26 protein-coding genes are annotated in these 26633 nt (G+C 68.6%); 17 read left to right on the top strand and 9 right to left on the bottom strand.

Going from position 1 to position 26633, the window contains the following annotated elements:
* The first annotated feature begins 44 nt into the window (after window positions 1-44).
* The 7 genes from C0010_RS10980 to C0010_RS10950 all read left to right on the top strand — a co-directional run bounded on the left by C0010_RS10980 (window position 45) and on the right by C0010_RS10950 (window position 6040).
* Window positions 45-2921, top strand: coding sequence for a serine hydrolase (locus C0010_RS10980; protein WP_105567121.1), 2877 nt, complete (start codon window positions 45-47; stop codon window positions 2919-2921).
* Between the two features lie 87 nt (window positions 2922-3008).
* Window positions 3009-3818 (top strand): hypothetical protein, encoded by an 810-nt coding sequence (locus tag C0010_RS15155; protein WP_198410830.1) that lies wholly within the window; start codon window positions 3009-3011, stop codon window positions 3816-3818.
* The gene (locus tag C0010_RS10970) at window positions 3815-4252 is read left to right on the top strand and encodes a hypothetical protein (protein WP_105567120.1); all 438 of its coding nucleotides are present in this window, start codon (window positions 3815-3817) and stop codon (window positions 4250-4252) included. The genes C0010_RS15155 and C0010_RS10970 overlap by 4 nt, the downstream gene beginning before the upstream one ends.
* A 3-nt stretch (window positions 4253-4255) precedes the next feature.
* Window positions 4256-4534, top strand: a complete 279-nt coding sequence (locus C0010_RS10965) for a hypothetical protein (RefSeq protein ID WP_105567119.1) — start codon at window positions 4256-4258, stop codon at window positions 4532-4534.
* The gene (locus C0010_RS10960) at window positions 4531-4827 is read left to right on the top strand and encodes a hypothetical protein (RefSeq protein ID WP_105567118.1); all 297 of its coding nucleotides are present in this window, start codon (window positions 4531-4533) and stop codon (window positions 4825-4827) included. The genes C0010_RS10965 and C0010_RS10960 overlap by 4 nt, the downstream gene beginning before the upstream one ends.
* Window positions 4828-5129: 302 nt before the next feature.
* Entirely contained in the window at window positions 5130-5459 is a 330-nt protein-coding gene (locus tag C0010_RS10955) for a hypothetical protein (protein ID WP_158685470.1), read from the top strand.
* Between the two features lie 71 nt (window positions 5460-5530).
* On the top strand, window positions 5531-6040 hold the full coding sequence (locus C0010_RS10950; RefSeq protein ID WP_158685468.1) for a hypothetical protein: 510 nt from the start codon (window positions 5531-5533) through the stop codon (window positions 6038-6040).
* A 368-nt stretch (window positions 6041-6408) separates the two neighbouring features.
* Here the strand turns inward: C0010_RS10950 and C0010_RS10945 are convergent, their stop codons facing one another.
* The 3 genes from C0010_RS10945 to C0010_RS10935 form a co-directional block, all read right to left on the bottom strand.
* Window positions 6409-7275, bottom strand: a complete 867-nt coding sequence (locus C0010_RS10945; RefSeq protein WP_105567115.1) for a DUF4145 domain-containing protein — start codon at window positions 7273-7275, stop codon at window positions 6409-6411.
* A gap of 61 nt (window positions 7276-7336) precedes the next feature.
* The gene (locus C0010_RS15000) at window positions 7337-7492 is read right to left on the bottom strand and encodes a hypothetical protein (protein WP_158685466.1); all 156 of its coding nucleotides are present in this window, start codon (window positions 7490-7492) and stop codon (window positions 7337-7339) included.
* 316 nt (window positions 7493-7808) lie between these two features.
* Window positions 7809-8507 (bottom strand): SOS response-associated peptidase, encoded by a 699-nt coding sequence (locus C0010_RS10935; protein ID WP_105567113.1) that lies wholly within the window; start codon window positions 8505-8507, stop codon window positions 7809-7811.
* A 46-nt stretch (window positions 8508-8553) separates the two neighbouring features.
* Between C0010_RS10935 and C0010_RS10930 the strand changes: the two genes are divergently transcribed.
* Both C0010_RS10930 and C0010_RS10925 read left to right on the top strand, forming a co-directional pair.
* Window positions 8554-8811 (top strand): hypothetical protein, encoded by a 258-nt coding sequence (locus C0010_RS10930; RefSeq protein WP_158685464.1) that lies wholly within the window; start codon window positions 8554-8556, stop codon window positions 8809-8811.
* A gap of 372 nt (window positions 8812-9183) precedes the next feature.
* The gene (locus tag C0010_RS10925; protein ID WP_105567111.1) at window positions 9184-9702 is read left to right on the top strand and encodes a GNAT family N-acetyltransferase; all 519 of its coding nucleotides are present in this window, start codon (window positions 9184-9186) and stop codon (window positions 9700-9702) included.
* Between the two features lie 171 nt (window positions 9703-9873).
* Here the strand turns inward: C0010_RS10925 and C0010_RS10920 are convergent, their stop codons facing one another.
* Both C0010_RS10920 and C0010_RS10915 read right to left on the bottom strand, forming a co-directional pair.
* Window positions 9874-11217 carry an aspartate aminotransferase family protein gene (locus C0010_RS10920; protein ID WP_105567110.1) on the bottom strand — a complete coding sequence of 448 codons (1344 nt, stop codon included), beginning with the start codon at window positions 11215-11217 and terminating at the stop codon, window positions 9874-9876.
* Between the two features lie 161 nt (window positions 11218-11378).
* Entirely contained in the window at window positions 11379-12311 is a 933-nt protein-coding gene (locus C0010_RS10915; RefSeq protein WP_105567109.1) for a LysR family transcriptional regulator, read from the bottom strand.
* A 161-nt stretch (window positions 12312-12472) separates the two neighbouring features.
* Here C0010_RS10915 and C0010_RS10910 point away from each other — a divergent pair, with 161 nt between their 5' ends.
* The 3 genes from C0010_RS10910 to C0010_RS10900 all read left to right on the top strand — a co-directional run bounded on the left by C0010_RS10910 (window position 12473) and on the right by C0010_RS10900 (window position 16973).
* The gene (locus C0010_RS10910; protein WP_105567108.1) at window positions 12473-13957 is read left to right on the top strand and encodes an APC family permease; all 1485 of its coding nucleotides are present in this window, start codon (window positions 12473-12475) and stop codon (window positions 13955-13957) included.
* Between the two features lie 38 nt (window positions 13958-13995).
* Entirely contained in the window at window positions 13996-15450 is a 1455-nt protein-coding gene (locus tag C0010_RS10905; protein WP_105567107.1) for an aldehyde dehydrogenase family protein, read from the top strand.
* 425 nt (window positions 15451-15875) lie between these two features.
* Entirely contained in the window at window positions 15876-16973 is a 1098-nt protein-coding gene (locus tag C0010_RS10900) for an NAD(P)-dependent alcohol dehydrogenase (RefSeq protein ID WP_105567106.1), read from the top strand.
* 141 nt (window positions 16974-17114) lie between these two features.
* Here C0010_RS10900 and C0010_RS10895 read toward each other — a convergent pair whose 3' ends face one another.
* Window positions 17115-17939, bottom strand: coding sequence for a sulfite exporter TauE/SafE family protein (locus C0010_RS10895; protein WP_105567105.1), 825 nt, complete (start codon window positions 17937-17939; stop codon window positions 17115-17117).
* Between the two features lie 75 nt (window positions 17940-18014).
* Here C0010_RS10895 and C0010_RS10890 point away from each other — a divergent pair, with 75 nt between their 5' ends.
* Complete coding sequence (locus C0010_RS10890) at window positions 18015-18776, top strand: AraC family transcriptional regulator (RefSeq protein WP_105567104.1); 762 nt, start codon at window positions 18015-18017, stop codon at window positions 18774-18776.
* Between the two features lie 17 nt (window positions 18777-18793).
* Here C0010_RS10890 and C0010_RS10885 read toward each other — a convergent pair whose 3' ends face one another.
* A complete protein-coding gene (locus tag C0010_RS10885) occupies window positions 18794-19915 on the bottom strand; it encodes a serine hydrolase domain-containing protein (protein WP_232531917.1) in 1122 nt (373 codons plus the stop codon).
* A gap of 73 nt (window positions 19916-19988) precedes the next feature.
* On the bottom strand, window positions 19989-20660 hold the full coding sequence (locus C0010_RS10880) for a GAP family protein (protein ID WP_105567103.1): 672 nt from the start codon (window positions 20658-20660) through the stop codon (window positions 19989-19991).
* A gap of 165 nt (window positions 20661-20825) precedes the next feature.
* Between C0010_RS10880 and C0010_RS10875 the strand changes: the two genes are divergently transcribed.
* The 4 genes from C0010_RS10875 (at window position 20826) to C0010_RS10860 (ending at window position 25056) form a co-directional block, all read left to right on the top strand.
* Complete coding sequence (locus C0010_RS10875) at window positions 20826-21548, top strand: aminoglycoside 3'-phosphotransferase (protein ID WP_105567102.1); 723 nt, start codon at window positions 20826-20828, stop codon at window positions 21546-21548.
* Between the two features lie 104 nt (window positions 21549-21652).
* Window positions 21653-22408, top strand: coding sequence for a lytic transglycosylase domain-containing protein (locus C0010_RS10870; RefSeq protein WP_105567101.1), 756 nt, complete (start codon window positions 21653-21655; stop codon window positions 22406-22408).
* A 182-nt stretch (window positions 22409-22590) separates the two neighbouring features.
* The gene (locus tag C0010_RS10865; RefSeq protein WP_105567100.1) at window positions 22591-22809 is read left to right on the top strand and encodes a heavy-metal-associated domain-containing protein; all 219 of its coding nucleotides are present in this window, start codon (window positions 22591-22593) and stop codon (window positions 22807-22809) included.
* A 75-nt stretch (window positions 22810-22884) separates the two neighbouring features.
* Window positions 22885-25056, top strand: coding sequence for a heavy metal translocating P-type ATPase (locus C0010_RS10860; protein ID WP_105567099.1), 2172 nt, complete (start codon window positions 22885-22887; stop codon window positions 25054-25056).
* Between the two features lie 113 nt (window positions 25057-25169).
* Here the strand turns inward: C0010_RS10860 and C0010_RS10855 are convergent, their stop codons facing one another.
* A complete protein-coding gene (locus C0010_RS10855) occupies window positions 25170-26585 on the bottom strand; it encodes a dihydrolipoyl dehydrogenase family protein (RefSeq protein ID WP_105567098.1) in 1416 nt (471 codons plus the stop codon).
* Between the last annotated feature and the right edge of the window lie 48 nt (window positions 26586-26633).

Genomic DNA, 26633 nt, shown 5'->3' with positions numbered 1-26633 from the left:
GGTCATCTCAGTATCTCAAGATTGCGACCGCCTGGGGAGGCGTTATGGCCGAGTTTGATGTGTCCTTCTACCTGAAGGACGTGGTGGGGCAAGCGATCGAGCCTGAGCGTGCACCGCAGGTGTTCTTCCGCCCCGTGGAGTCGATGGTCGTCGACAACGCTATGGTCCCGGCGGTCGAGGGCGAGGCGGAGCTCGTGGACGCCGCGACGGGCGAGTACACGGTGCATCTCAAGGGCCGCCCGGAGACGGAGTACAAGATCGCGGCCCGCTGGCTGTCGACGACGGATGACCCGGAGAGGAAGGCGTATGCGTACGCCGAGCTCCCGGGCGTCCACAAACTGTTCCCCGGCGGCACCCTGTCTGCTCTGATCCCGTCGCCGACGTCGATCACGGAGGACGTGCTGCGCTCGCTGGGGGCGGCGCTGATCACTCGCGGTGCGGTGCCTGAGGGCACGCACATGGACGACATGCGCGGCCGGCAGTGGGCGGGTAACTGGCGAGTCGGTGCGACGATCCAGGGACTGCCGGAGTGGATGCTCCCGCTGCAGAACGAAGCGACTGCTGAGGTTGTCTCGGCCGCTCCCGGCCTCTCGGAAGTCCAGCGCGTCTACGTAGCAGGTAGGCCCGCCGCATGGCGTGAGGTCGTGTCGAGCTCGGCCTGGGGCGCATGGCAGATGATCGTGTCGTCCGACATCGTCTCGATGCCGCGCGGCGTGCTCGAGGCTGATGCTGACACGCTCGTCGACGAGGCGCACGCGGGCACGTACCGGATCGAGTCCGGCGTTGCTCGCGCGGGCCTTCCGTACGCTGTGCCGCCGTCGCCGGCGATCCTCAAGGTCGACCCGACGGATCACCCCGGCGTCGTGCGACAGTCCTACACCGAGTCGTCGGGCGAGTGGGTGCGTCGCGGCTGGCTGAGTACCGACGGGGTAACGACGTTCACCGGATGGCGTCGCCTCGCTTGGGAAGACGACGTGTCGCCCTCGGCGGAAGCACAGGCGCTGGTGGATCTCGCGATCGCTGATGGTTGGGCCGCGGTCTACGACCCATCGAACGCCCGCACCCGCGACATCATTGACGGGCAGGTCGACCGGCTGCGCGACGCGCTTGGGAACCTTCCCGACGCCGTCGCACCGTCGTACGCACGCCGCCCGGCGTTCGCTCCTGATGGGTTCGGCGCATCAGACGCGCTGGACTACATGAAGGCCGGCGGGGAGCACTCCCTCCGCACGGGCCCCTTCGCGGCCGCCAAGGAGCAGCCAACGTTCATCATGGTGGTCGCGCAGTCGCGCACGGGTGAGATGGGGACGGGGAACTTCGCAGTCGACAGCTCGACCGCCGACCGCAACGCGATCTTCGTCGCTGGCACCGGCAACCAGTCGTGGGCGTACTATGCCGGCCACAACCGGATGGCTCGCAACTCGACGCAGGACACCGACATGCACGTGATCGGCGCGCTGTTCAACGGCAACACCGGCTCTCGCTTCTTCATCGACGGCGTCGCGCAGTACCACGACGGCTCCGGCGGACCCGACCACCCGTTCACCATGCCGATGTCCGGTCTCACGATCGGTGGACACTCGTCGGGAAACGCTGCCTACACGTGGGACGGCAAGATCGGCGCGATCGCGATCTTCGACGGTGTGCCCTCAGCCGAGGTGCGACAGCGGATGGAGCGACTGCTCACGGCGCGCTCCAATCCGCCTGGTTACCAGGTCGACGGGCTGTCGTCGAAGGCGGCGATCATGCGTGAAGCCGGCGCGGTCACGTTCGAGAAGAACGTGAGCGAGCCGATCATCCCGGCATCGCTGACGAAGATGCTCACCGCCTGGCTCGCACGCCAGACGATCACGGACGCACGTCTCGACGAGACCGTGACCGTGACGACGGCGGACGGCCTCACCGGGTCGGGCACGCTCCCGCGCCTACAGGACGGCGACCAGATCACCTATCGCGGTCTGCTCGAGCTGATGATGCTGCCCTCGCACAACGCCGCCGCGCGCGTCATGGGCCGTGTCGTCGGGGAACAGATCGGCACAGGCATGGCCGACTTCATCACCGCGATGAACACGCAGGCCACGTCGTGGGGCTGGGAAGGCGCGATCTTCAACGACACGTCGGGCCTGTCGTTCTCGAACCGTGCGACCGCGGAGCAGCTCGCGGAGCTCATCGAGCGGATCGATGCAGAGGACCCGACGCTGATCGACATCATGGGGCAGTACACGGCACAGGTTGAGGTGACTGGTCCGAACGCACGCGTCCTGGACGCGGTGCACACGATCGATCCGACCGCGCGCAACCTGCCCGAGTTCCGGGCAGGGAAGACGGGAGGCCTCACAGGGAGTACGCAGATCGTCGGCAACGTCGCTTTCGTCACCAGCGACGGCCGCACGGTCGTGACCCTCGGGGCGAATCCGATCAACGAACGGTACGCCGACGCGCGAGCCGTCCTCGACGGTGCAGCACTCGTTGCCGGATCGGCGTCCGCGATGAGCACGGACCTCGATATGGCGATGATCCTCGCGGACGGCTCGAGCTACACGCGGCACGAGCTCGATTCCCGGTACGAGCCTCGAGGAGCCGGGCTGACGGAGCTCGACATCACCGACCGATTCCCCGGAGCCGTCGTGGGGTCGCCCGGCGGCCACATCTCGGTCACACGATCGAGCGATCGAGTGACGCTGACGATCGCCGGGATCGAGCTGCCTGAAGGAGCCGATGTCACGAGCGGAATCCCCCAGGGATACACGCCGACGACGTTCGCCTACGGAGACGCCACGCCGGACCACTCGACGGTCAAGCGGTGCCCCATCCAGGTGAATCCGAACGGCCGGATCATCGTGCGCGGCAACACGACCGGCGAAGTGCTGCGCGCATCGGTGGCGTGGTTCACGAACGCAAACACGGCATCCGTCGCCTAACCCCGATACAGCCCCCGATCGGGGCGAATTGACAGCCCGCCCGGGCTTGAAACCCGGGCGGGCTTCCTATTTCCCGGGAGGGACACTATGGCAGCTGACGGAGCGAAGGCGGCGAGCATCCTCCGCAATTGGGGCGAGCTCGCCCATCACGGCGCGTGCCTCTACTACGTGTGGCAGGCGTACGCGCAGGCGGGAGCGGCGGGCCTCGCCAATGGCGACTATCAGACGGCCACGGCCGGTTGGTACGGGAGCCCGGGCAAGCACGCCGGCGACCGTAACCCGCCCGCAGGTGTCCCCGTCTGGTGGGGGCCGAAGGCAGGGAGTGACGCGGGCGATGTCGTGATCAGCCTCGGCGGTGGCCGAGTCGTCGCTACCGACTACCCGAAGTACGGCGAGGTCGGCGTCTGCACGATCGACCAGCGTGAAGCGCAGATCGGCCGGCCCTACTTCGGGTGGACCGAGACCATTCTTGGCGCACCCATCAACTACAGCACTGCCAGCGCGGCAGGCGAGATCGAGGAGGAAGACATGCCCCTTTCCAGTGAAGACGTGAAGCGGGTTGCCGCGGAGGTTATCCGCACCTTCCCGTACGAGGACATGGCCGCGCACGTGTGGGCGCGGAACGGTATCGGTGACCTGATCAAGCGCATGGCGGATCGCGTGCTCGCGATCTACGACAGCGTGCGCTTCGGAAAGAAGGGCGTCCGTACGCACGGCTCCCTCACGGGCGCGATCATGTCGGAGATCGGTGCGCAGCAGATCGAACGCGCGCAGGGCGGCGGCGACATCGACGTGCAGGCCCTCGCGGACGCGATCGCCGGCCAGGTGACCGAGGTGCAGGCGTCCGAGCTCGCAGACGCGATCCTCACGAAGACCGCCGAACGCCTCAAGGGGTGATCATGCGTGCCGTCTCTGCAGTGCGGCGGTTGTGGGAGGCGATCAGCGAGCCGCGGCACCTGAAAGCGTTCTACTTCTGCGTGTACCTGATCACGACGGCGGTCGGGATGGTGACGATCACGAACCCGCCGTCGTCGGTCGAATGGCGGCTCGGGACGGCACTGACATTGTTCTGGGCGGTGCTGATCACGCTGGGCGGGCTCGGCGGCACGGTCGCGGTGCTGCCGGGCTGGTGGTGGGTGGAACGATCCTCGATCGGTCTCATCCTCGCCGGGGCGGGCATCTACGAGGCAACCGTCCTCGCCGCGCAGATAAACGCCGAACCCGGATCGTCACGCTGGACACAGATGGGTTTCATCGTCCTCGCCGCCGCTGTCTTCATCGTCCGCATGATGCTCACCCGCAGGTGGGACTACGAGCCACGCCGGGGGTAGCTGATGGATGTTACCCAGTGGGTCGTCGCCCTCATCGGTGGCGGCGTCGTCAGCCTCGTCATCAAGACCGCCGTCGAGCAGTGGAACCGGGCACGCGACACGAAGGTCGCACTCCGGCGGCAGGAGATCGACCGCGCGGATCGTGCCGAGCGCGACAACCGAATCCTGCGCGAAGCCCTCGCGGTACACCGCCGCATCATCATCGACGCGCCCTGTCTCGGCCCCGGGGATCTGCCCGACTGGCCGTCGACGTCCGCACATCACACGAAGGAGAAACCATGAGCACTACTCAGCCCTCGGGCGAGATCTGGTTCAAGGCGCAGCGTGCCCTGCGTACCGCCGTGCAGGTTGCCGTCACCCTCGCCGGCATCCTCGCCACGTTCGTTCTCGTCGCACCGCAGGTGCTCGACGCTGTCGCGGACGTTCTGCCGGCGTCCTGGGTCGCGTGGGCGGCCGGCGTCATCGCGGGTGCCGCAGCGATCAGTGCCGCGATCTCACGCGTCATGGCGATTCCTGCCGTCGACGCGTGGCTGAAGAAGATCGGCCTCGGCTCTACCCCGCGAGGTGAAAGCTGATGGCCGCGCCGCAGTGAACGCGAAGACCAAAGCATAAAGCGCTGGTACAGAACTGCGCCCCGGTCTGCTCCTCACAAGGGAGCGGCCGGGGCGCGCTTCTTCGTTGCGGTCAGTCTTCGTACGCGTCACGGCAGGCGAGACTGCGGCGGGCTCCCCGCGACCGTCTACACATGAAACGCTGATCGCCCCGGACGGGGCAACTGGCGGCAGGGGAGACGCATCCATATTCTCCGGCGAGATCGCGACGACGTTATCCCGTAGACGGTGGCGCTCATGGGGTGATACTGATCTAAAGTCGAGGCATGACTACTCGTGAACGCCATGCCAAGATGATGCTTGACGCGCTCGCCAAGCGCGGTATCAGCGCGACTCCGCACGGGCTTGATCTCGTCGAGACAACGACGCTCCACCTGGATGTCGAGACGGCGAGCGGGCCTGAATCCGTTCGCGTGGAAGTCACACGGTGGCCAGCGGGCGAGAACCCGGAGACGTACCTCGGAGCCGAGCAGTGGACCATCGACCTTCATGACGAGAACGACGAACTGTTGGACCGGATGCACAATCCAGCGGACAGTTTCGATGACGCCGTATCGAATCTTGACTGGGACCGCATCCGAGCCCGCCTGACGTAGGTAGCGCGCCGGTGGAATGCGCCTACGTTGACGAGGCCCAAGTAGGGGGGACTGGGAGCGGGCTACCGTTCGTGCTCACTGCTTCGTTCGTCATAAGTGAAGACGGTGAAGAGTCCACGCGCAATGCGCTGCGGCGAAGTCTCCCGGCCGGGGCGCGCAAGCTCCACTGGACGAATCTGGACCCAGCGCGGCAGGGAAAAGTGGTGTCGGATTTGCTCGGCCTAAGCCTGATGCACTTCGTTGCTGTGCGAAAAACGACTATCCACGAAACGCCTGAACGTTCCCGCCGCGCGTGCATCGAGGTGCTTCTGTACGAACTGTCCCAAGTTGGGGTCGACCGCGCAGTGTTCGAATCGCGGGGCAAGTCGGACGACGTGCGAGACAGGAAGATGTTGGACGCACTGCGCAACAAACGTGTCGTGGATCGAAACTTCCGTATCGACCACATGCCGGGACCGGCCGAGCCGTTACTCTGGATCGCCGATGCCGTGTGCGGTGCGGTCTGCGAGTCCATACAGAACGGCGGCGAGCATGGATTCGAGCGGCAGGCCTGGATTCTTCCGACGAACCAAGGATACTGACCCCAGAAACGCCGAACCCCTGGGCCCCATCAGCGACAGGATCTCCCAGGGGTGACTTCCCTCTCCCCCTCGGGGGCGGGCACGACTCAACTATTACACGATATAGCACATGACGCAAGGCGTTGCGGCACAGAGCCTAGCGAGGTGTGTTCCGTGCGGGCGAGTCAGGCTCCCGCGGGTTATCCCGGGGCTCGCCGCTTCGTTCGGCTGAGAGGACCGGCGCCGCACCACCCACGGACAGTGCGGCACGAGCGATCGCCTCTGAGACGGATGCCCGCGACGGCTCGGTCTGACTTCGACGCCACACACTGCGCCCCGGCGCTCTCTTACGGGAGAGTAGCCGGGGCGCTTTCGTCGTGCGCGGAAGGTCAGCTTGCTACGGGCGTGGTGTCATCGGGCAGCCCCGCCGTCGACATCCGTGTGGCGGTCTGCTCAGCGCCTACTCTCTTTGCCTCTGGTAGTTGGTCATAGAGGTGTTGCGCGGCAGCTGGCTGAGTGATCAGTTCCTCGACCAAGAGGTTCACGGCCTGGAGCAACGACCGGATCGTACCTACGTCAGTGCCGTCGACATCGATCGCGATGATGCCATCGTGCAGCGCGTCATTCCCGACTACGCGTAGGGCTGTGAGCGTCTGCCAGACCGGGTTGCGCACCTGTCCGTGTAGAAGTCCCACCCGCTGGTTGAGATCTTTCCGCTTGACATCGGGATATTGATGCTTGAGGAACGTCTCGAGTGATGCTCGGGCAAGTGCCACAGCCGCACGTGGCGAGGTCGAGAGGACAGCGGCCGATTCTCGGAACAGGCTCGCTGCGCTTTCCGGCATGTCCGGGTGCGGATGGATGTCAGCGCTAGGAACTGGATAAATGAGTTCGTCGTCGCGCCACACCGATGACCGACGGCACCACATGCAGACCGCCGCGAACCACTGAACGGCCAGTTCTTCAGACACGAGCCCGACCGTGCCGATCCCGAACTCGTGGTCGTCTTGGAAGTGCGTTAGCTTGCTGCCGCGTGGGCCGCCGGTGGTCGATACTTTGAGCGGGGCCCGTTGAAACGAACTGTGCTTGTTGCATCTCGGGCACAGGAAAGCGCCTGTCGAAGATCCAAGGTTCGCGGCTACGTGAACGTAACCCGCCCCGGCGGAACTCTGCGGGTCGCTGGCGGACATGACCGCCAGCGTATCGAATCGTACAGCGTAGCCCCAGTTCAGCGTGGCGGAGAGGTAGGCGCGCATTGCCGACCAGTGATCGTCCTGGGCGACGGAGGCTCAATCTTCGGCGATCGCGTATCGGCAGCTACTCGTCGTAGTCGAGGTCAGGGTCGACGGGCTCGTTCGGCAGCGGCGGATCGGCCTGGTACTCGCGTAGTGCTCCGATCAGTTCGTCGACGTCGACGCAGGCGGCGATGTCGAGGAGATCGCGGACCTCGGACCAGACGAGCCTGCGTGGCATGTATGCGAGCGTACCGAGGTGCCCGGCCGGTCGCGCGGCTTGGATGCTGTGGCTTCTACACCTCGTACACGCTGAGCGCTTGCCAACCATCGGGAACGCCGGCCGGGAGCTCGTCGAGGGTCGCGATCTCCACTTCTCTGGTCTCCGTAGCGCGAGCGACGCCGGTGCCAGCGTGGGCTCGTGCGGAAGCGAGCTCGAATCCGTTGGGGACTGCGGCGCGGATCGCTGGCGTGAACTCGGGGAGGGACCCTGCCGGCGCTTCGATGTCGAGTGTCTGGGCGGATCGGAGCGTTACGCGGTAGGGCACTGCCTGATCTTACGCCGCTCGCTCGATGAGCTGCGGCCCGCTGTCGCCGGTCTTGAACGGTGCGACGGGGTAGTAGTCGAGCGCTGCGGCCTCGTCCTGGTGCGTGGCGATGGCCTCGTCGGCGAGGGCTTGGTCGCCGGTGACAGTCGGGTCGATCCAGTGCTCCCACATCCGCTGGGGGAGGGTCACGGGGTTGCGGTCGTGGATGTTGGCGAGGTGCGGAACTGACGCGGTGGTGAGGATCGTCGCAGTGAGGGTCCAGTCGTCGTCGGTGCCCTTGGGGCGCCACCAGGAGTAGAGGCCGGCGAACCCGATGTGGCCGTCGGCGGGGTGGATCCACCACGGCTGCTTGGAGCCCTTCTCCCCGGTCCACTCGTAATAGCCGTTCGCCGGGATGATGCACCGCGACGTCCTCAGCGGGCGCTTCCAGGTGGCCTTCTCGGCGATGCCTTCGGTACGGGCGTTGAAGGTCGGGAACTTCGGTGCGATCGCGTCCGACCATGGTGGGACTAGCGACCAGCGCGCCCGCACGAACCGGAGCTGCCGGTCTTTCGCCGAGTCGAGCAGCACGGGGATCTGCGTCGTGGGCGCGATGTTCCACCGGGCTTCCCAGTCAGGGGCCCAGTCCTCGGGCTTCCGGCCGGTCTGCTCGACGAAGTCCGTGATCGACTCGTTGACCTTGTCATCGATGGCGAAACGTCCGCACATGCCGTGAGCTTACAGAGCGTCGCCAGGCGCGGGTACCCTCGCGGCCATGACAGCGAGGTGGCATCCGATCTTCCAAGCGGACGAGCAAGAGCCGGGGAAGTGGACCATGGCCACCACCCTCGGCGAACAGTACGGCCTCATCGAACTGCGCCGCACCGAGGCAGGACCGCGGTACCGCGTCCAATTCCGCGGCGACGTGATCGGCTGGGCCACGTCCCTCAAAGTAGCCGTCGAACGCGCGAACGCCGCGTACGTCTCTAGCCTCGGCCACAAGGGAGGACCGAACGAACCCACTGGTCGATGAGCCTACGCAACCCTCATCGCGCTCGTCGCAGAGAGGACAAGGCCGGGCGATCGGGCTTCACGTGAGTGGATCCCCGCGTGCCCACATTTTGCCCACATTCGACGTGATTCGACCCCGTCGCAGGTGTCGCAAACTGTCGGCATCTGTCGCATGATTCCGCGGGTAGGCTTGCGAGGGCCGAGGTAGGTCAGAACCACGACTTCTTCTCGGGTTCTGGCTCGTCATACGTCATCGGCAAGGCCGTGGCCACCGAGGACGACGACTGGCCTTACTTCGCATTCTGAGGTCCCGCCGCGCCGCCAGTGTGACGCGCCGCCGGGCCTGTGCGCCCGGCGGCGCTTCGTCGTCCCCCATGAGAAAGGGCTGAGCGCCGTGAATCACGCTGCTGCCACCATTCGCGACGCGATCCCCGAGACGGCCGAGCTCCGTCAGATCGCGGCGATCATGGAGCACTACGTCCGCAATACCGTCGTGACGTTCGCCGAGACGGCGCCGGATGTCCAGGAGTGGGAACAGCGGTGCCGGGATCTGGAGGCGCACGGCCTGCCCTTCCTGGTTGCCGAGGACCACACGGGTGTCGTCGGCTTCGCCTACGTCGCGCCGTGGCGCCCGAAGGCCGCCTATCGGCACACCGTCGAGGACACGATCTACGTCGCGCCTTCGGCCGCGGGCCGCGGTATCGGTAAGGCGCTGCTGTCGGTGCTGATCGAACGTGCCGGCGTTGCCGGATGCCGGCAGATGGTCGCGGTGGTCGTGGACACCGGGAACCCCGCCTCCGCCGAGCTTCACCGACGCCTCGGTTTCGAGGACGTGGGCCGGTTGAAGGAGGTCGGGTTCAAGCACGACCAGTGGCTGGACACCGTGCTGATGCAGCGGCGAGTGGGTGCGTGAGCCCGGCGACGGGGCACCGCTGATGAAGGCGGGCAAAGAGGCCGTGTAGTTCTCGAGCGCCGCAGTCCAAAGCGCGGCAGGCGTACACGCGAGCAGCCTGTGATTCGCGGGCGACCGAAGCGGCGTCACGCGCATCGGACGCATGGTTCACGACAGGGGCGTCCCTGAGTGTCAGCTCTCGAGGTCTTCGACGATGGCTTGAAGCGTCTCGATGAACGAGCTGATGTCGGCATCGGTCATCGGCAGCGACAGCGAGAATTCGCCGCGATGTACAGGGAAGAACCCGCGGTTCGCGAGCTCGAGCGAGATGATCTGGGTCTTCTCGCCATCCAGGTTCCGCCAGTAGTCGCGGTGCGTGGTGATCGCGAACCCCGGCTCCTTCATGTATCCGTACGCCAGATGAGAGAAGCCTTTGCCGTAGACGGCGAGCGGGCTGTTGCGGTTCTGCGACCACGAGTTCACCTCGGTCATGATCCGGGTGGCGTAGCCGTTCAGCCTTTCGAACGCCGCTTCGTCCAGCTCCTGCATGCACGCTGCGCCGGCGACCAGAGCGAGACGGTGGCCGTGGTGGGTGCCGGAGATCGTGACACGGCCGTCCTCGAGGACCTGCATTACCTCAGCGGAGCCGCCGACCGCGCCGAGGGGCATGCCGCCGCCGATGATCTTGCCCATGACGGTGAGATCGGGTGTCACCCCGTACACGCCCTGCAGCCCGTGGAAGCTGGCGCGCAGGCTGATCGTTTCATCGAAGATCAGGACGATCCCGAGCTCCTTCGTGAGAGCGCGAATCCCTTCGACGAAGTCCTGATCGAGCACGACGAGCCCGCCAGCGCCGCTCTGAAGCTCCATGATCACGCACGCGATCTCGGCGGCGTGCGCGCGCAGTGTGCGCTCGCACCCGGCGAGATCGTTCTGGGTGAGTAGAACGATGTTGTCGACGTCTGCGGTCGGGATGCCGCCGCTGTCGGGGAGTGGATTCGGCGCATCCGACGTGCCGCTCAGGGCCGGGTTCGGGTGTGACGAGACGTGGAGCAGGTCGCTGAAGCCGTGGTACCCGCCCTCGAACTTGGCGATCTTCGTCCTGCCGGTGTAGGCACGGGCCACGCGGATCGCGCTCATGCACGACTCCGTGGCGGAGCAGGAGAACTGGATCTTCTCCACGGACGGAACGCGATCGATCAGGATGCGTGCGAGGTCAGCCTCGGCGGGGCTGGGGTTGCCGAACGAGAAGCCGGTGGGGATCGCGGCGGTGAGCGCATCCGTGATCGCGGGGTGGTTGTGCCCCAGGACGTTCACGGTGTAGTTGTTGTTCAGATCCAGGAGGCGGTTGCCGTCGACCGTCTGGATATACGCGCCGTCGCCGCTCTCGGCGAAGACCGCGTGTGGGCCGAAGTTGAACGAGTTCCGGCTGTACCCGCCCGGGATGAGACTCCTGCCCTCACGGGTTAGTTCGGCCGAAGCGGCGAACTTCGTCGAGAACTTGTCGAGGCTCGACTCGAGCGTGAGCGCAGGCATTGGTTCCTCCATCGCGGGGTGACGCTGTGCCTCACGGCATGCGTCGTCGAAGACGACCCGCTGGTCTGGGTGGCGGACAGTGGCAAGTCATCTCATCGTCGGATGCACGGCCGCATCGAGCAACGACGCATCCGCGATCGGGCGATCGCGGATCGCGATCGTCACTTCTCGGGGCGGATGAGGCTGACAGCTCCCGGGACGAGCGAGAGGTGCTGGGAGACGATCTGCGCCGCGACCGAGCGGAACTGCTCAACGGTTCGATCCGAGGCGCGGCGTGCGAGGTACACGAGCGCCAGACTGGAAGGCTCGGCATCCGCGAGCGCTACGTAGCGCACCCCTGGGTGAGTGAACATTGCGGCGGCGGTCGAGGGGAACGTGTCGACCGCCTTCCCATAGGCGATCGTGGCGAGGCTCTCCTGAACCGAGCGAACTTCTCCGCCGACCCGGCTGTGCTCCCCGCGCTGAAGATCGAAGGACCAGTACGAGCGCCAATCCGCAGGCGTCCCATCGGCAGCGACGGCGAACGGCCTGTCCAACAGGTCGAGGACCGAGAGCTCCGGTGCATCCGCCAACTCGTCATCCGCCGGAATCGCCGCCACTCGAGGTTCGGCGAACAACGGAAAGACGTCGAGCCTGTCGTCGGTGATCGGCAGGCGCAACAGCGCGACGTCGACATCACCGTCAATCAGCGCAGTGCGCTGATTCACCATCGACAGCTCCACGAACTGGATGTCGGCGGACGCACCTTCGGCTCGGAACGCCGACAGGATCAAGTGCGTCAGGGGCCCGGCCCCCTCGCCGAAGACCCCGACGCGCAACCGCCGATTCGGGCCCATCGCGATGTTCCGTGCCTGGCTTACGGCCGTGCCCAGTGCGGATAGCGTCTGCTCCACGTCCTTCAGGAAGGCCTCGCCGGCAGGAGTGAGGCTGACGCGATGACTGGTGCGGTCGAAGAGCCGGAAGCCCAGCTCCTTCTCGAGCGAGGCAATCTGCGTACTGATGACCGATTGGGTCACGTACTCCTTCTGGGCGGCGCGACCGAAGTGCAGCGTCTCGGCAACGCGCGCGAAGTAGCGGAGTTGACGCAGCTCCATTGCTCTCCTCCTCTGCGCGCGGCGATCGCTTGGGGCGATCGAGCGATCGTGATTCGGGCGTTGCCGCTCCTCGCCCCCGGTCAGACGATGGTACGACGCGATGTTGCGAGCGCGCAGACCTACCTCGGCCCGCTTGGCCGACTCAACGAAGAGAGCCGACTATGACTCACCACGCTGCCGGTACTGGCGGAGCCCACGACGAGACGACGTTGAAACGCGGATCGCTCGGTGTATCTGCGATCGTGTTCTTCGTCGTCGCGACAGCTGCTCCCCTGGCAGCAGTTCTCGGCGCCGGGCCGGTGGTGTTCACGTTCTCCGGCGTTGGCGCGCCGGCGATGTATGTCATCGCCGCGCTCGTGCTCCTCCTGTTCGGCGTCGGTTTCGCCGCGATGAGCCGCCACGTCACCAGCGCCGGTGGGTTCGCCGCGTTCGCCGGGAAGGGGCTCGGACGGCACGCCGGCTATCTGATGGCGGGCGTCGCGATGCTCGCGTATGCGGGAATGCTGATCGGGCTGATCGGACAGTTCTCAGTGTTCACGGCAGACCTGTTCTCCAGCCTGCTCGGCTGGAGCATCCCGTGGCAGGTGATCGCGTTCGCTGGCGTCGTCTTGATAGGCGTTTTCGGCTACTTGGACATCCAGCTCTCCGCTTCCGTGCTGGGCGTGCTCATGATCCTCGAGGTGCTCATCCTCGTCATCTTCGACGTCGTTGTTATTGCGACCGGCGGGGCGGGCGGCCTCAACATCGACGCGTTCATGCCGAGCAACGTCTTCTCGCCGGAGATGGGCGCCGGACTGCTGTTCGCCTTCGCGTGCTTCGTCGGATTCGAAGCGACTGTGATCTACGGTGAGGAAGCGCGTCGCCCTAAGAAGACGATTCCCCGGGCGACGTATGCGTCGATCATCGTGATCGGCGTCATGTATGCCGCCACAATGTGGGCGCTCGGGCTGGCGTACGGCTCCGAGGACGTGCAGGCCGCAGCGATCGCCGACCCCGTCGAGTTCGTGTTCGCCGCGAACACGCAGTACGTCGGCGAATGGTCGACGGTCGTGATGCGCATCCTCGTCGTGACGAGCCTGATCGCCGTTCTCCTCGCATTCCACAACACGCTCAGTCGATACCTGTTCTCGCTCGGCCGGGCTGGATTCCTCGACCGCCGACTCGGTAGGACCCATCGCCGCTTCAAGAGCCCGAGCACGGCGAGCATCGTCCTCTCCCTGTTTACGGCCGTCGTCTTGCTGGTGTTCGTCATCGCCCAGGCGGATCCGTTCCTGACAATCTATCTGTGGCTCGTCGGGGTGGGCACACTCGGGGTCCTCGTGCTCCAAGCGGCCGGCGCGGCCGCCGTCGTCGGATACTTCATGCGCAATCGCGGAGCGCGCAGCGGGGCCTGGGCGAACTTCATCGCTCCCGCGCTCGGCGGTGTCGGCCTGGTCGGCGCGATCGTCCTGGCCGTCGTCAACTTCCCGTTGCTCACCGGCGTCACCGAGGGCCCGGCGACGCTGCTGCCGTGGCTCCTCCCGATCGCCGCTGTTGTTGGGCTCGTGACCGGCATCGTCCGTTCCCGCGCAACGAAGAGCACGGTCGATTTGTCCACCGGCGTCGTCCACATCGACGAGCCGATATCCGATGGCTGCGATCGTTGATCGATGCCTACTGAACACCGTGAACTGGAAGGAAAACGATGACGTTCTTCGAACTGTCGACCTGGGATGGGAAGCTCTTCAGTGAGGGGTGGCGCGCGGCGACGGAGTCTGCGCCCGTGCGAGAGCCCGCGACCGGAGCCGAGATCGGTCGCTACGGCGTGGCCTCCGCCGCGGATGTGGCAACGGCGGCGGCGAGCGCCGCAAAGGCTCAGCGCGAGTGGGAGCGCGTGCCCGCTGACGAGAAGTCGAGGATCCTGCGCCTCGCGGGCGATCTCTTCACGGAACGTGCTTCCGTCATGCAGGACTGGCTCATGCGTGAGGCGGGTTCGGGCGAAGGAAAGGCCGAGTACGAGTCGGGGCTCGTAGCTTCGGAGTTCTACTTCGCCGCGGCCACTGCACAGATGCCGTACGGTCAGATTCTGCGCAGCGGCAAGCCGCGCCTCAGCATGGCGCGCCGCACGCCGGTCGGTACCGTGGGCGTCATCTCGCCGTTCAACTTCCCCGGCATTCTGACCGCGCGTTCTGTCGCGCCTGCGCTCGCTCTCGGCAACGCGGTCCTCCTGAAGCCAGACCCGCGCACGAGCGTGTCCGGTGGGTTGGTGTTCGCGGCGATCCTAGAAGAAGCGGGGCTCCCCGACGGGCTTTTCCACGTGCTGCCCGGCGGCGCGGAGGTGGGCAGCGCCCTCGTCGAAGAGCCGACGGTGCGTGTCATCTCGTTCACTGGCTCCACTCAGGCAGGTCGCATCGTGGGCGAACGCGCGGGCCGCCTGCTCAAGCGCGCCCATCTCGAGCTGGGAGGCAACAACGCCATCGTGGTGCTCGATGACGTCGAGGTCGAAGCCGCGGCCTCAGCCGGCGCCTGGGGTTCCTTCCTGCATCAGGGCCAGATCTGCATGACGACGGGACGCCATCTGGTGCACGAACGCGTGTACGACGAGTACGTCGAGCTCCTCGCGGCGAAGGCGAAGGGAATCCCCACGGGAAACCCGCTGGACGGCGCGCCTCTCGGTCCGATCATTGACGGCAACCAGCTTTCGAAGATCGACGGCATTGTTCAGGATTCGATCTCTGCGGGCGCTGTCCTCGCGGCCGGTGGCACGCACCGAGATCTGTTCTATGACGCCACGGTGCTCGCCGACGTCGCGCCGGATCATCGTGCCTTCGCTGAGGAGATCTTCGGCCCTGTGGCACCCGTGACGAAGTTCTCGACCATTGATGAACTGATCGATCTCGCGACCGCCACGGAGTACGGGCTGTCCCTCGGCATCCTGTCGAGCAACGCCTACCGCGCGCTCGAGCTCAGTGAGCGGATCCCGTCGGGCATCGTGCACATCAACGACCAGACGGTCGACGACGAAGCTGTTGCCCCGTTCGGTGGCGTCGGCGCGTCGGGAACCGGAGCTCGTTTCGGGGGGCATGAGGCCAACATCGAGGCGTTCACCGAGACCCAGTGGGTCACGGTGCAGGCCGACATCGCGAAGTACCCGTTCTGACAGAAGGAGCACCGAACGAGCGCATTCCCCGCCCATCGGCGGTGTTGCCGCGGAGACGAAGATCGGTCGGCCCAGGTCCGCCGTGCGCCATCAGAGAGGCCGTAGTGATGGAAGATGGCGAATGGGACTTCTGACGGGCTGACCCCGCCCAGACCTGGCGAGCTCAGATGAACGGGCCCGAACTTGCAGATTCTTACGGGCTCGAGCCCGTTCGTCTGCGCAGGGCCGGCCCGGCAGGGGACGATACGCCGCCAACCGGCGGGCGCGGAGCTGTTCGGTTCGCGCCGCCCTTGTAGGCTCGCCCCACGGATATCTCCTCGCCGACGAGCGAGGAGCCGGTCGGGACCAGCACCGTCCCCACCAGTGGTCGGCATCGCCGGCGCCAGAGCCGTGAACGGATCTCGTGATTCCAGGAAGGACAACCCATGAAGGTCACCGCAGCGGTCGCCACCGCACCGAAGACCCCGCTGACGATCACCGAGCTGGAACTCGGCGAACCGGGTGCGGGCGAGGTCCGCGTCCGGATGGTCGCATCCGGCGTCTGTCACACCGACGCGATCGTCCGCGATCAGTGGTACCCGACGCCGCTCCCCGCCGTGCTCGGACACGAAGGCGCCGGCGTCGTCGACGCCGTCGGTCCCGGAGTCGACGGCTTCGAAGCCGGCGACAAGGTCGTCCTGTCGTTCAACTACTGCGGGCACTGCGCCAACTGCAGCACGGGCACGCCCCAATACTGCGTCGACTTCTACGGCCGCAACTTCGGCGGCGCGCGGGCGGACGGCAGCACGTCGCTCTCTCAGGGCGAGTCGCCCGTGTCGTCGCACTTCTTCGGGCAGAGCTCGTTCGCCGATCACGCGAACGTTCCGGTGCAGTGCGTCGTGAAGGTTCCGGACGACGCCCCGCTGGAGATCCTCGCGCCGCTCGGCTGCGGCATCCAGACCGGCGCGGGCGCCGTGCTCAACTCGCTGAATCCGCCCGCCGGTTCCTCGATCGCGATCTTCGGCGCAGGTGCGGTGGGGATGTCGGCCCTGCTGGCCGCGGTGATCGCCGGATGCACGACGATCATCGCGATCGATCGCGTGCCCAGCCGTCTCGAGCTCGCCAAGGAGCTGGGCGCGACGCACGTCATCGATACGTCCGTCGAAGACGCGGCCGTACGGATCAAGGAGATCACGGGCGGCGGCGCGGAGTACGCGCTGGACACGACCGGCGTGCCCGCGGTTTTCACGGGTGCGGCGAGCTCCCTGCGCGTGCGCGGGCACCTCGGCGTGGTCGGCGCGGCGGCTCTCGGCACCGAGGCGCCGCTCGACATCGGCTCGCTCCTGCCGATCGGCGTGCGCGTGTCGTTCATCGTCGAGGGCGATTCCGTGCCGTCGAGCTTCGTGCCGAGGCTCGTCGCGCTCTACGAGGCCGGGTTGTTCCCCTTCGACAAGCTCGTCCGCAGCTACCCCTTCGCCGATATCAACCAGGCGTTCGAGGACTCCGCGTCGGGAGTGACGCTGAAGCCGGTCGTCGTCTTCTGACGCGAGCCCGCGCGGCGGGCGACCGGTGTCACGCGCTCGGTTGCCCGCCACGCACGCTCAGGGCGGTGCCGCAAAGCCAGAGGAGGCGCCGCCGATCCGTGCTGCTGGGAAGCCTCGCGCGCACGAAGCCGCTCTGAACGGCTACGCGCCGCGCGTCCGGAGCAGGGGGATGAGCATAACTGCCACCACGACGGCGAGCAGACCTACGTACGCCCGGGCGTGGACTCGGTCGGGAATGTACGGCGGGCGGCGGCGCACCGCGACGATGACGGGAATCGCTCCGGCGAGGAGGAGGGCGGCTGCGCCGAGGTCGACGACGCCGACGGGGAGCAGCGCACCATGGCTATCGGAGAGGCGACGGGCGAACAGGAAGACGGCCGCGGCGGGGACGATGATCGCGAGAGTCAGAGGGTTCGCGAGGGCGGCGGCGTACCTCATCGGGAGGCCTGCGCGGCGCATGAGCGGTACGGTCATGACACTGCCGCCGACGCCGAGGAACGACGCAACCGCACCGATGGGCGCGCCGAGGGCGGTCGGGATCGCTCGCCATGGCGCTTCGTCACTCGGGGCATCCGCGGACCGTAGGAAGCCGGGCCGGGCGAGCGCGTCGACGATCGTGACCGCCACGTAGATCACGAAGCCCCACGAGTTCACCTCCGCGGGGGCCTCCAGGGCGGCCAGAGCACCGAACAGCCCGCCTGCGGCGAGCAGGCACAGGAGCGCGCCCCGCCCGCGGAGACGGGCGAGAACGGGGCGAGGCGCAGCCGCGGTGGCGACAGCGGCGTTCACGACCATGACGATCGCGGACGTTGCGACGGCTACCGTCCCGACGTCGGAGCCGACTGCCGCGTCGACCCAGATGATGACGGGGACGGTGACGAATCCTCCTCCGAAACCGAACAGCACGGTGGTCAGGCCGGTCAGGACTCCGATGAGGACGAGCGCGAGGACGATCACTGAACCCATCTCAGCGAGCCGTTGAACTGCGCGCATTCGAATGTGGGGCAGGAACAGTCGAGTTCCGGCCGCTAGCCTGATCGGGTGCGGAACGTGATGCTTGCGGAAGTCGACGCGCTGCCGGTACCGGTGCTGCCGATCGCGACCTCCTATCCGCCCGGGCATCTGCTCCTCTGGCACGAGCATCGGCGAGCGCAGCTCCTCTATGCGGCGACGGGGACGATGCTCGTCGAGACCGATCACGGGGCGTGGACGGTGCCGGGGGAGCGGGCGGCGCTGATCCCTCCGGGCACGCGGCACCAGGTGCGCATGCTCGACGTCGAGACCAACAGCCTCTACGTCGACCCCGCGGTGGTCACCTGGTGGCCTGATGAATGCCGGGTCGTCGAGGTCGGCCCTCTCCTGCGGGAGCTGCTGCTGGCTGCCTCCGACATCGACCCCCGTGATGCGCTGAGCGAGCGCGACGGGGCCGTACTGGAACTCGTCCTTCACGAAGCGTCCCGATTGCGAGAGGTGCCCCTGCACATTCCGATCCCGCGCGCGGCACCGTTCACCGAGCTGTGCCGTCGGTATCTCGCCGACCCGGACCTCGCGGTCGGGAACGTCGTGTGGGCGCGCGACGCGGGAATGAGCGAGCGCACCTTCTCTCGGCGGTTCCGCGAGGACGTCGGAATGAGCCCCGGCGCATGGCGGTCGCGCGCCCGGCTGTTGTCCGCGGTTCCGATGCTGCGGCACCAGAACGTCAGCGAGGTCGCTGGGAGGCTCGGCTACGCCACGCCGGCTGCGTTCTCGTACGCCTTCACTCGGGCCTTCCGGTCACCGCCCTCGAGTCTGCGCACGCGCTGACGCGCTGGACGGGGCCACTACTGCAGGTCCGCGAACAGCCCCATCACTTCGGGGCCCATCTCGACCTGCGTCAGGATGACCAGGAACGACCCGTCGGGGTCGATGTACATGTCGGTTCCCAAGCCGCCCGACCAGCCGTACCGCCCCGCGTGCGGCCCCGACGTCAGCACAGACACACCCCATCCCCACCCGGTGCCGTCCCAGAACCCCGGGAAGAAGCTGTCGGCTGCCTTGGCCGCATCCGGGACCTGGTCCGTGCGCAGTTGGGAGAGCAGGCCCGGATCGAGGATCGTCCGGCCCCCATGCCGTCCGCCGTCGGCCAGCATGTGCGCGAAGGCCGAATAGTCCGCGGCCGTTGACACGAGCTCCGCGTGGCTGAGGTCGAACGCGGCCGGCGCGACGTAGAAGCCGGCGCCGGCGGGCTCCGACTGCACCAGCGCGCCGTCGCGGTCGTGGCGGTGCGCGGCCGGGAGGCGATGCGCGTCCTCCTGCGGCACGACGAACCCCGTGTCGGCCATGCCCAGCGGCTCGAACAGCGACTCGCGCAGGTGCCCCTCGAGCGGGCCGCCCGCGACGCGCGAGAGCAGGATGCCGAGCAGGCCGAACGAGTGGTGGTAGCGCCAGCCCGTGCCCGGAGGGAACGCGAGCGGCAGCGACGCCACGGCCTCCAGCCACTCCTGCGCGCCGAGCTCGACCGGTTCCTGGCCCGCCTGCGTCCGGTTCGCGATCATCGCGTCCTGCAGGGGGCACGGGGCGGTCATCATCCCGTATCCCGACGTGTTCGTCAGCAGGTGCCGCAGCGTGATCGGCCGCTCGGCGGGCTCGGTGTCGTCGAGGGATGACGTCGGCGTGCGCAGCACGCGGCGATCGGCGAGCTCGGGCAGCCACGCCTCGATGGGATCGTCCAGGCCCAACCGCCCGTCCTGCACCATCCGCAGCGCCGCCACCGCCGTGACGGGCTTCGTCATCGACTGGATGCGCACGATCGCGTCCGCCGCGAGGTCACCCGCCGTGATCGTCTCGATATCGCCGCCGGGGGTGCCGGTCGTGACCGAGATCCCCGGTGCCGTGCCCCGTGCGATGTGGTCGTCCATGACGGCGCGCAGCGCGCGCGGTGCGTCCTCAGCCCGTGTGTCCACGGCCCCACGCTAGTGACGCGCGGGCCCGCTCCGAAAGGGGGATACCCCGACATCCCCGCCCCGCCCGCCGCGGTCAGAAGCTGCCGATGCCCTTGCCGACCAGGGAGACGCCGATCACGAGCAGCAGCACCGTCATGATGACTGCGTTCTCCTTGGTGAGCCAGTCGCGCAGCGCGTCGAGCGCGCCGCTGAGCTTCTGCGCGGCGACGAGGTATCCGGCGACGGGGATCAGGACGGTCGAGGCCGCGATCAGGGTGTAGACCGCGATCACGACGATGACCGCTTCCGTCGGCAGTCCGGCCGCGCCGATGTCGGTGCCCGCCCCGGCGGCCATGATCAGGTTCTTCGGGTTCAGCGCCGACAGCAGGAAACCGAGGCCGAATGCGGCGACGAAGGAGAACGTGTCGATCGCCTTCATCCAGGCGGGCAGCGCGGCCTCCTCGCCGGGTGCGGGGCGCCCCCGCCACTGCTTCAGCGCCAGCAGGAACAGCAGGGCGCCCAGGACGAGCTGGACGACGCCCCGGATCGGCTTGGAGGCGTCGGGGTCGCTCTCCGGGAGCACCGACGACAGCAGCGTGAACGCGGTGACGGCGGCGATGATGCCGATGACCCAGCCGAGAAGGAACCCGATGCTCGTCACGCGCGCCTTCGGCGAGAGCAGCATCAGGATGGCGGCGATGATCGGGATCGGGCTGATCGCGACTCCGAGCGCGAGGGGGAGCATCTCCCCGATGGTGCTTGCCATCAGTTCTCCTTCGTCGTGCGGTGGGCGGCGGTGGTCGAAGCCGTTGAGCGACGCCGGGCCGGCGGCCGCTCGATGCCGTGAGCACAGCCTCTCATCGCTGGCGGGCCGGGGCGGCCCGGCCTCACCCGCGGGCGGTGGTGCGACGTGCCTGTGTAGTCTGCGCGGGTGACCATTCCCGACGGCGGCCTCCCCGTTCCTCCGAGGGTCCGTGCCCTGGCGGGCGGCGCCGACCTCGTTCCCGTGTGGCTCAATCAGCTCGGCGGGGTGACGTGGCGTGCGGGCGGACGGTTCATCAAGCACGGCCCGCGGCACGACGAAGCGAGCATGGCCGATGAGGCGGACCGCCTGGCCTGGGCCGGCCGATGGACGCCCGTCCCGGAGGTGGTCGAACAGGGCGAGAGTCCGGATGAGGAATGGCTGGTCACCGAGGCGTTCGGCGGTGAATCGGCTGTGGCGCCGCGCTGGAGCGCGGAGCCCGCAACGGCGGTGAGGGCGATCGGCGCCGGGCTGCGTGCGCTGCACGACGCCCTCCCTGTCGGTGAATGCCCCTTCGACTGGTCCGTTCCCTCGCGCCTCGCCCGCGCCGCGGCACGGAGCATCGACGTGCCCGCCGAGCTGCGCGAACCGCCGAGCGCTGATCGCCTCGTGGTCTGCCACGGCGACGCCTGTGCGCCCAACACGCTGCTCTCCGAGGACGGCGCCTGGGCCGCACACGTCGACCTCGGCTCGCTCGGCGTCGGCGACCGGTGGGCCGACATCGCGGTGTCGGCGATGAGCCTCGAATGGAATTACGGGCCCGGCTGGGACGACGCCTTCCTCGAGGCGTACGGGATCGATCCGGATCCGGTGCGCGCCGCCTACTACCGGAACCTGTGGAACGCGACGTGACCCGCGGGCGGCCCGCCGGCGCGGGCGTGCGGGCGCCGGTCTCCCGCGCGTCGGGCTGAGGGCGCACTCGGCTTTCCCCTGGGGGAGCGCGCGACAATGGTGCGGTGGGAGCGACGCGCGGGGCCAAGGTCGCCGTCGGCGCGGCCATCGTCGTCGGTGCCATCGCGCTGCTGGCCGTGCTCGGCGTCGCGGCGCTGATCGCGACGGTCGTGCTCGCGCCGCGCGATTCCGGCGGCTTCCCCGGCGACTCCGGCACGAGCGCCGAGGTCGCGACGCCCGCCGCCGCTCCGACCGCCGAGGATGGAACGGCCGACCCCGCGTGGCTCGCCGAGACCGCGCAGGCGACGGGCATCCCGGAGCGCGCGCTCGCCGCATACGCCGCGGCAGACGTGGGCGCCGGCACGGAGGGATGCGCCGTCGGCTGGAACACGCTCGCGGGCATCGGCTGGGTCGAGAGCCACCACGGCACGCTGCAGGGCGGTGCGATCGACGCGGACGGCGTCGCGCGCCCGGCGATCGTCGGCATCCCGCTCGACGGCACGAACGAGACGATGGCGATCCCCGACACCGACGGCGGTGCCTTCGACGGCGATGCCGCCTGGGACCGCGCGGTGGGGCCGATGCAGTTCATCCCGGAGACGTGGGCGCGCTGGGCCGTCGACGCCTCGGGCGACGGCCGTGCCGACCCGCACAGCATCGACGACGCGGCGGCGACGGCGGCCCGCTACCTGTGTCGGCTCGACGGAACCCTCGCCGACGGCGAGCAGTGGATCCGGGCCATCCGCTCGTACAACGACACCCTCGACTACCAGACGCGCGTCGCGACGGCGGCGGAGCGGTACGCGGCCGCGGCACGCTGACCGGACCGGGGAGCGGCGGCCGCGCCGCGGGGGACGGTCCGTAGGGCGGGCGCGGATCCGCTCAGGGCGGCGTCCGTCCCGTCAGCCGCGCCCGGAATCGAAGATCTCGGGCTGGTGCGGGAATACCCCAGGGGGGTATCCTGTTGTCACCGATGTACGGCACACCGAGGGAAGGACCCATCATGGCCACGAAGAACTACACCGTCGAAGGAATGACCTGCCAGCACTGCGTGATGAGCGTCACGGAGGAGGTCTCCGAGGTTCCCGGCGTCTCCGGCGTCGACGTCGACCTCGCCAGCGGCCTCCTCACCGTCACCGCCGAGCAGGTGGATGACGCCGCCGTCGCCGCGGCGGTCGAGGAGGCGGGCTATGCGCTCGCCGCACCGGCCGACCGCGGCTGAACCGGCGCGACCCGGCGGGGCCGCCGCATCCGGGTCGCCGAAGATCTTCATCGACCACCGCATAATGGAGGCATCATGGCCGAGCTTGAGCTCGACATCCAGGGCATGACGTGCGCATCGTGCGCGAACCGCATCGAGCGCAAGCTCAACAAGATGGACGGCGTCACCGCCCAGGTCAACTACGCCTCGGAGAAGGCGCACGTCGCCTTCGACGACGGCACCACGACGGACGACCTGATCGCGACGGTCGAGTCCGCGGGTTACGGCGCCTCCCTCGAACAGATCGAGGAAGACCACCTGACCCCGCTGCGCAACCGCCTGATCGTCAGCATCATCCTGAGCGTCCCGGTCGTCGCCCTCGCGATGATCCCGCCGATCCAGTTCCCCGGATGGCAGTGGGTCTCGTTGGCCCTCGCCGTGCCGGTCGTGATCTGGGGCGGGTGGGGCTTCCATCGGGCCGCGTGGACGAACCTGCGCCACGGCGCCGCGACGATGGACACCCTCGTCTCGGTCGGCACCCTCGCCGCGCTCGGCTGGAGCCTGTACGCGCTGTTCTTCGGCACGGCGGGGCACATCGGCATGACGCACGGCTGGTCGCTGCTCGCGACCGACGCCGACGGGTCAGGCTCGATCTACCTCGAGGCCGCGGCGGGCGTGACGACGTTCATCCTCGCGGGCCGGTACATCGAGGCCCGCAGCAAGCTCCGCGCGGGCGACGCGCTGCGCGCCCTGCTGGACCTGGGCGCGAAGGACGTCGCGGTGCGCCGCGGAGGCGTCGAGGAGCGCATCCCCGCGACCGCTCTGACGGTCGGCGATGAGTTCGTCGTGCGCCCCGGTGAGAAGATCGCGACGGACGGATCGGTGGTCGAGGGCTCCAGCGCCGTCGACCAGTCGATGATCACGGGCGAACCGGTGCCCGTCGAGGTCGCGCCCGGATCGAACGTCACGGGCGGCACGATCAACGCGGGCGGCCTGATCGTCGTGCGCGCGACGCGCGTCGGCAAGGACACGCAGCTGGCCCAGATGGCCAAGCTCGTCGAGGACGCGCAGGCGTCGAAGGCCGCGGCGCAGCGCCTCGCCGACCGCATCTCGGGCATCTTCGTCCCGATCGTCATCGGCCTCGCCATCGTCACGCTCGCGGCGTGGCTCCTGCTCGGCCAGCCGGCCGCGGCCGCGTTCACCGCCGCCGTCGCCGTCCTCATCATCGCCTGCCCGTGCGCGCTCGGGCTCGCGACGCCGCTCGCGCTCATGATGGGCACGGGGACGGGCGCGAAGAACGGCATCCTGATCAAGGACGCCGACGCGCTCGAACGCGCCCGCGGCATCGACACGATCGTCCTCGACAAGACGGGCACCGTGACCGAGGGCCGGATGGAGCTGACGTCCGTCGTGCCGGCCGCGGGGGAGGACCCGGATGAGGTGCTGGGCGTCGCGGCCGCGATCGAGTCGGGTTCGGAGCACCCGATCGCCCGCGCGATCGCGAAGGCGTCCGAGGCGGCGGGAGCGGTCACCGACTTCCGCAATCTCGAGGGGCTCGGCGCGCAGGGCATCGTCGACGGCCGCGCCGTCGTGATCGGGCGCCCGCGCCTCCTCGACGACTGGGCGTCTCCGCTCGGCGCGGAGCTGCGAGCCTCCTTCGACGCCGCCTCGGCGCGCGGTGAGACGGTCGTTGCGATCGCGTGGGACGGGAAGGCCCGCGGCGTGCTCGCGGTGTCCGACCGCATCAAGCCCTCGTCGGCGGAAGCCGTCCGCGAGCTGCGGGCGCTCGGTCTCGAGCCCGTCCTCGTGACGGGCGACGCCGAGGAGCCGGCGCGCGCCGTGGCCGCCGAAGTCGGTATCGACCGGGTGATCGCAGGTGTGCTCCCGGCCGACAAGGTCGACGTCGTGAAGACCCTGCAGGCCGAGGGGCGCAGCGTCGCCATGGTCGGCGACGGCGTCAACGACGCCGCGGCGCTCGCGCAGGCCGACCTCGGCATGGCGATGGGCACGGGCACCGACGTCGCGATCGAGGCGAGCGACCTCACGCTCGTGCGCGGCGACCTGCGCGTCGCCGGCGACGCCGTGCGCCTGTCGCGGAAGACGCTCGGCGTCATCCGGACCAACCTGTTCTGGGCCTTCGCGTACAACGTGGCGGCGATCCCGCTGGCGGCGTTCGGCCTGCTCGCGCCGATGCTCGCCGGCGCCGCCATGGCCTTCAGTTCGGTCTTCGTGGTGCTGAACAGCCTCCGGCTGCGCCGCTTCCGCTGAGGCTCTCCGGATGCGCCGCTCGGCGAGAGCGCCGCATCCGGATGGGCGAGAGGCCCCTGCGGGCACCGGAGAGCACCGGGTCGTGCGAACGCACGGCCCGGTGCTCTCCGCGTTCAGCCGGCGCTGCGGTGCGCCTCGAGCAGCCGCAGCCAGACCTCGCTGATGGTCGGGTACGACGGCACGGCGTGCCAGAGGCGGTCCATTGCGACCTCGCCGACGATCGCGACGGTCGCCGAGTGCACGAGGTCGGCGACGTCCTGGCCGACGAAGGTCGCACCCAGGATGACGTCGCGAGACGAGTCGACGACGAGCTTCGCGCGCCCCGTGTACCCGTCGGCGTGCAGGCTGGCGCCCGCGACGCTGCCGAGGTCGAACTCGACCGTTTTCACATCGTGCCCGGCCTCGCGCGCCTTCGCCTCGGTGAGCCCGACGGCGGCGACCTCCGGGTCGGTGAACGCCACGCGGGGAACGGCGCCGTGGTCGGCCGTCGCGACGTGCGCGCCCCAGGGCTCGGCGCGGACGGCGCCGCCCGTGAGGCGCGCGGCGATCGCGGCACCCGCCGCGCGGGCCTGGTATTTGCCCTGGTGGGTGAGGAGCGCCCTGCCGTTTACGTCGCCGACGGCGTAGAGCCAGTCGGTGCCGTCGACGAGCATGGTGTCGTCAACCGAGAGCTCCTCGCCGACGCCGACGGCGTCGAGCCCGAGCCCGCGGGTCGCGGGGCGGCGCCCCGTCGCGACGAGCAGCTCGTCGGCGCGCACGGACGTCCCGTCCGCCAGCTCGACGGCGACGGCGCCGTCCGCTGCGCGCTCGACGCGCTCGGGCACGGCGCCGATGCGCACGTCCACGCCCTCGGCTGCCAGCGCGTCGGCGAGGAGCTCGCCGACGAAGGGCTCCTCGCGGCCCAGCAGCGGGCCTCGCGACAGCACGGTGATGCGGGAGCCGAGCGCCGAGAAGGCGAACGCCATCTCGGTGCCGGCGACGCCGCCGCCGAACATGATGAGGCTCCGCGGAACGCGATCGGCCGAGGTGATCTCGCGCGTGCCCCATGCCCTCGACTCGGCGAGCCCGGGGACGGCGGGAGGATTCGGCACCGACCCCGTCGCCAGGGCGACGGCCCGCGCGGTGAGCACGCGCTCGCCGACCTGCACGCGGCCGCGCCCGACGAGGCGCCCGCGGCCCCGGATCAGGTCGATGCCGGCGGAGTCGAGCCACGCGACCTGGCCGTCGTCCCTCCACCCGCTCGTGAACTCGTCGCGGCGCGCGAACACGGCGGCGGCGTCGAGATCGCCCGTCACGGCCTCGCGCGCGCCGGGCAGGCGGCGGGCCGCGCGGATCGCGTGCCCGCTGCGCAGCAGGGCCTTCGACGGCATGCACGCCCAGTACGAGCACTCACCGCCGACGAGTTCGCCCTCGACGATCGCGGCGCGGACGCCGCTCTTCGCGGCGAAGTCGGCGACGTTCTCGCCCACGGGCCCGCCTCCGATGACGATCAGGTCGTAGTCGGCCTCATCCGGGGCGTTCGTCGTCATGGGCGGTTTCCCTTCGGCTTCGCGTGAGGTCGAGCGGCGGAAGTCACG

The organism is Microbacterium halophytorum (assembly GCF_002970975.1).
Taxonomy (GTDB): Bacteria; Actinomycetota; Actinomycetes; order Actinomycetales; family Microbacteriaceae; genus Microbacterium; species Microbacterium halophytorum.
The sequence above is the reverse complement of the archived record's forward strand: the minus strand, read 5'-3'. Positions and strand labels throughout refer to the sequence as shown.

What these genes read in the sequence shown, in the direction of transcription:
- C0010_RS10980 (WP_105567121.1), top strand. Translation starts at nt 45, where the DNA reads ATGGCCGAGTTTGATGTGTCCTTCTACCTGAAGGACGTGGTGGGGCAA.
- C0010_RS15155 (WP_198410830.1), top strand. Translation starts at nt 3,009, where the DNA reads ATGGCAGCTGACGGAGCGAAGGCGGCGAGCATCCTCCGCAATTGGGGC.
- C0010_RS10965 (WP_105567119.1), top strand. Translation starts at nt 4,256, where the DNA reads ATGGATGTTACCCAGTGGGTCGTCGCCCTCATCGGTGGCGGCGTCGTC.
- C0010_RS10960 (WP_105567118.1), top strand. Translation starts at nt 4,531, where the DNA reads ATGAGCACTACTCAGCCCTCGGGCGAGATCTGGTTCAAGGCGCAGCGT.
- C0010_RS10955 (WP_158685470.1), top strand. Translation starts at nt 5,130, where the DNA reads ATGACTACTCGTGAACGCCATGCCAAGATGATGCTTGACGCGCTCGCC.
- C0010_RS10945 (WP_105567115.1), bottom strand. Translation starts at nt 7,275, where the DNA reads ATGCGCGCCTACCTCTCCGCCACGCTGAACTGGGGCTACGCTGTACGA.
- C0010_RS15000 (WP_158685466.1), bottom strand. Translation starts at nt 7,492, where the DNA reads ATGCCACGCAGGCTCGTCTGGTCCGAGGTCCGCGATCTCCTCGACATC.
- C0010_RS10935 (WP_105567113.1), bottom strand. Translation starts at nt 8,507, where the DNA reads ATGTGCGGACGTTTCGCCATCGATGACAAGGTCAACGAGTCGATCACG.
- C0010_RS10930 (WP_158685464.1), top strand. Translation starts at nt 8,554, where the DNA reads ATGACAGCGAGGTGGCATCCGATCTTCCAAGCGGACGAGCAAGAGCCG.
- C0010_RS10920 (WP_105567110.1), bottom strand. Translation starts at nt 11,217, where the DNA reads ATGCCTGCGCTCACGCTCGAGTCGAGCCTCGACAAGTTCTCGACGAAG.
- C0010_RS10915 (WP_105567109.1), bottom strand. Translation starts at nt 12,311, where the DNA reads ATGGAGCTGCGTCAACTCCGCTACTTCGCGCGCGTTGCCGAGACGCTG.
- C0010_RS10910 (WP_105567108.1), top strand. Translation starts at nt 12,473, where the DNA reads ATGACTCACCACGCTGCCGGTACTGGCGGAGCCCACGACGAGACGACG.
- C0010_RS10905 (WP_105567107.1), top strand. Translation starts at nt 13,996, where the DNA reads ATGACGTTCTTCGAACTGTCGACCTGGGATGGGAAGCTCTTCAGTGAG.
- C0010_RS10900 (WP_105567106.1), top strand. Translation starts at nt 15,876, where the DNA reads ATGAAGGTCACCGCAGCGGTCGCCACCGCACCGAAGACCCCGCTGACG.
- C0010_RS10895 (WP_105567105.1), bottom strand. Translation starts at nt 17,939, where the DNA reads ATGGGTTCAGTGATCGTCCTCGCGCTCGTCCTCATCGGAGTCCTGACC.
- C0010_RS10880 (WP_105567103.1), bottom strand. Translation starts at nt 20,660, where the DNA reads ATGGCAAGCACCATCGGGGAGATGCTCCCCCTCGCGCTCGGAGTCGCG.
- C0010_RS10865 (WP_105567100.1), top strand. Translation starts at nt 22,591, where the DNA reads ATGGCCACGAAGAACTACACCGTCGAAGGAATGACCTGCCAGCACTGC.
- C0010_RS10860 (WP_105567099.1), top strand. Translation starts at nt 22,885, where the DNA reads ATGGCCGAGCTTGAGCTCGACATCCAGGGCATGACGTGCGCATCGTGC.
- C0010_RS10855 (WP_105567098.1), bottom strand. Translation starts at nt 26,585, where the DNA reads ATGACGACGAACGCCCCGGATGAGGCCGACTACGACCTGATCGTCATC.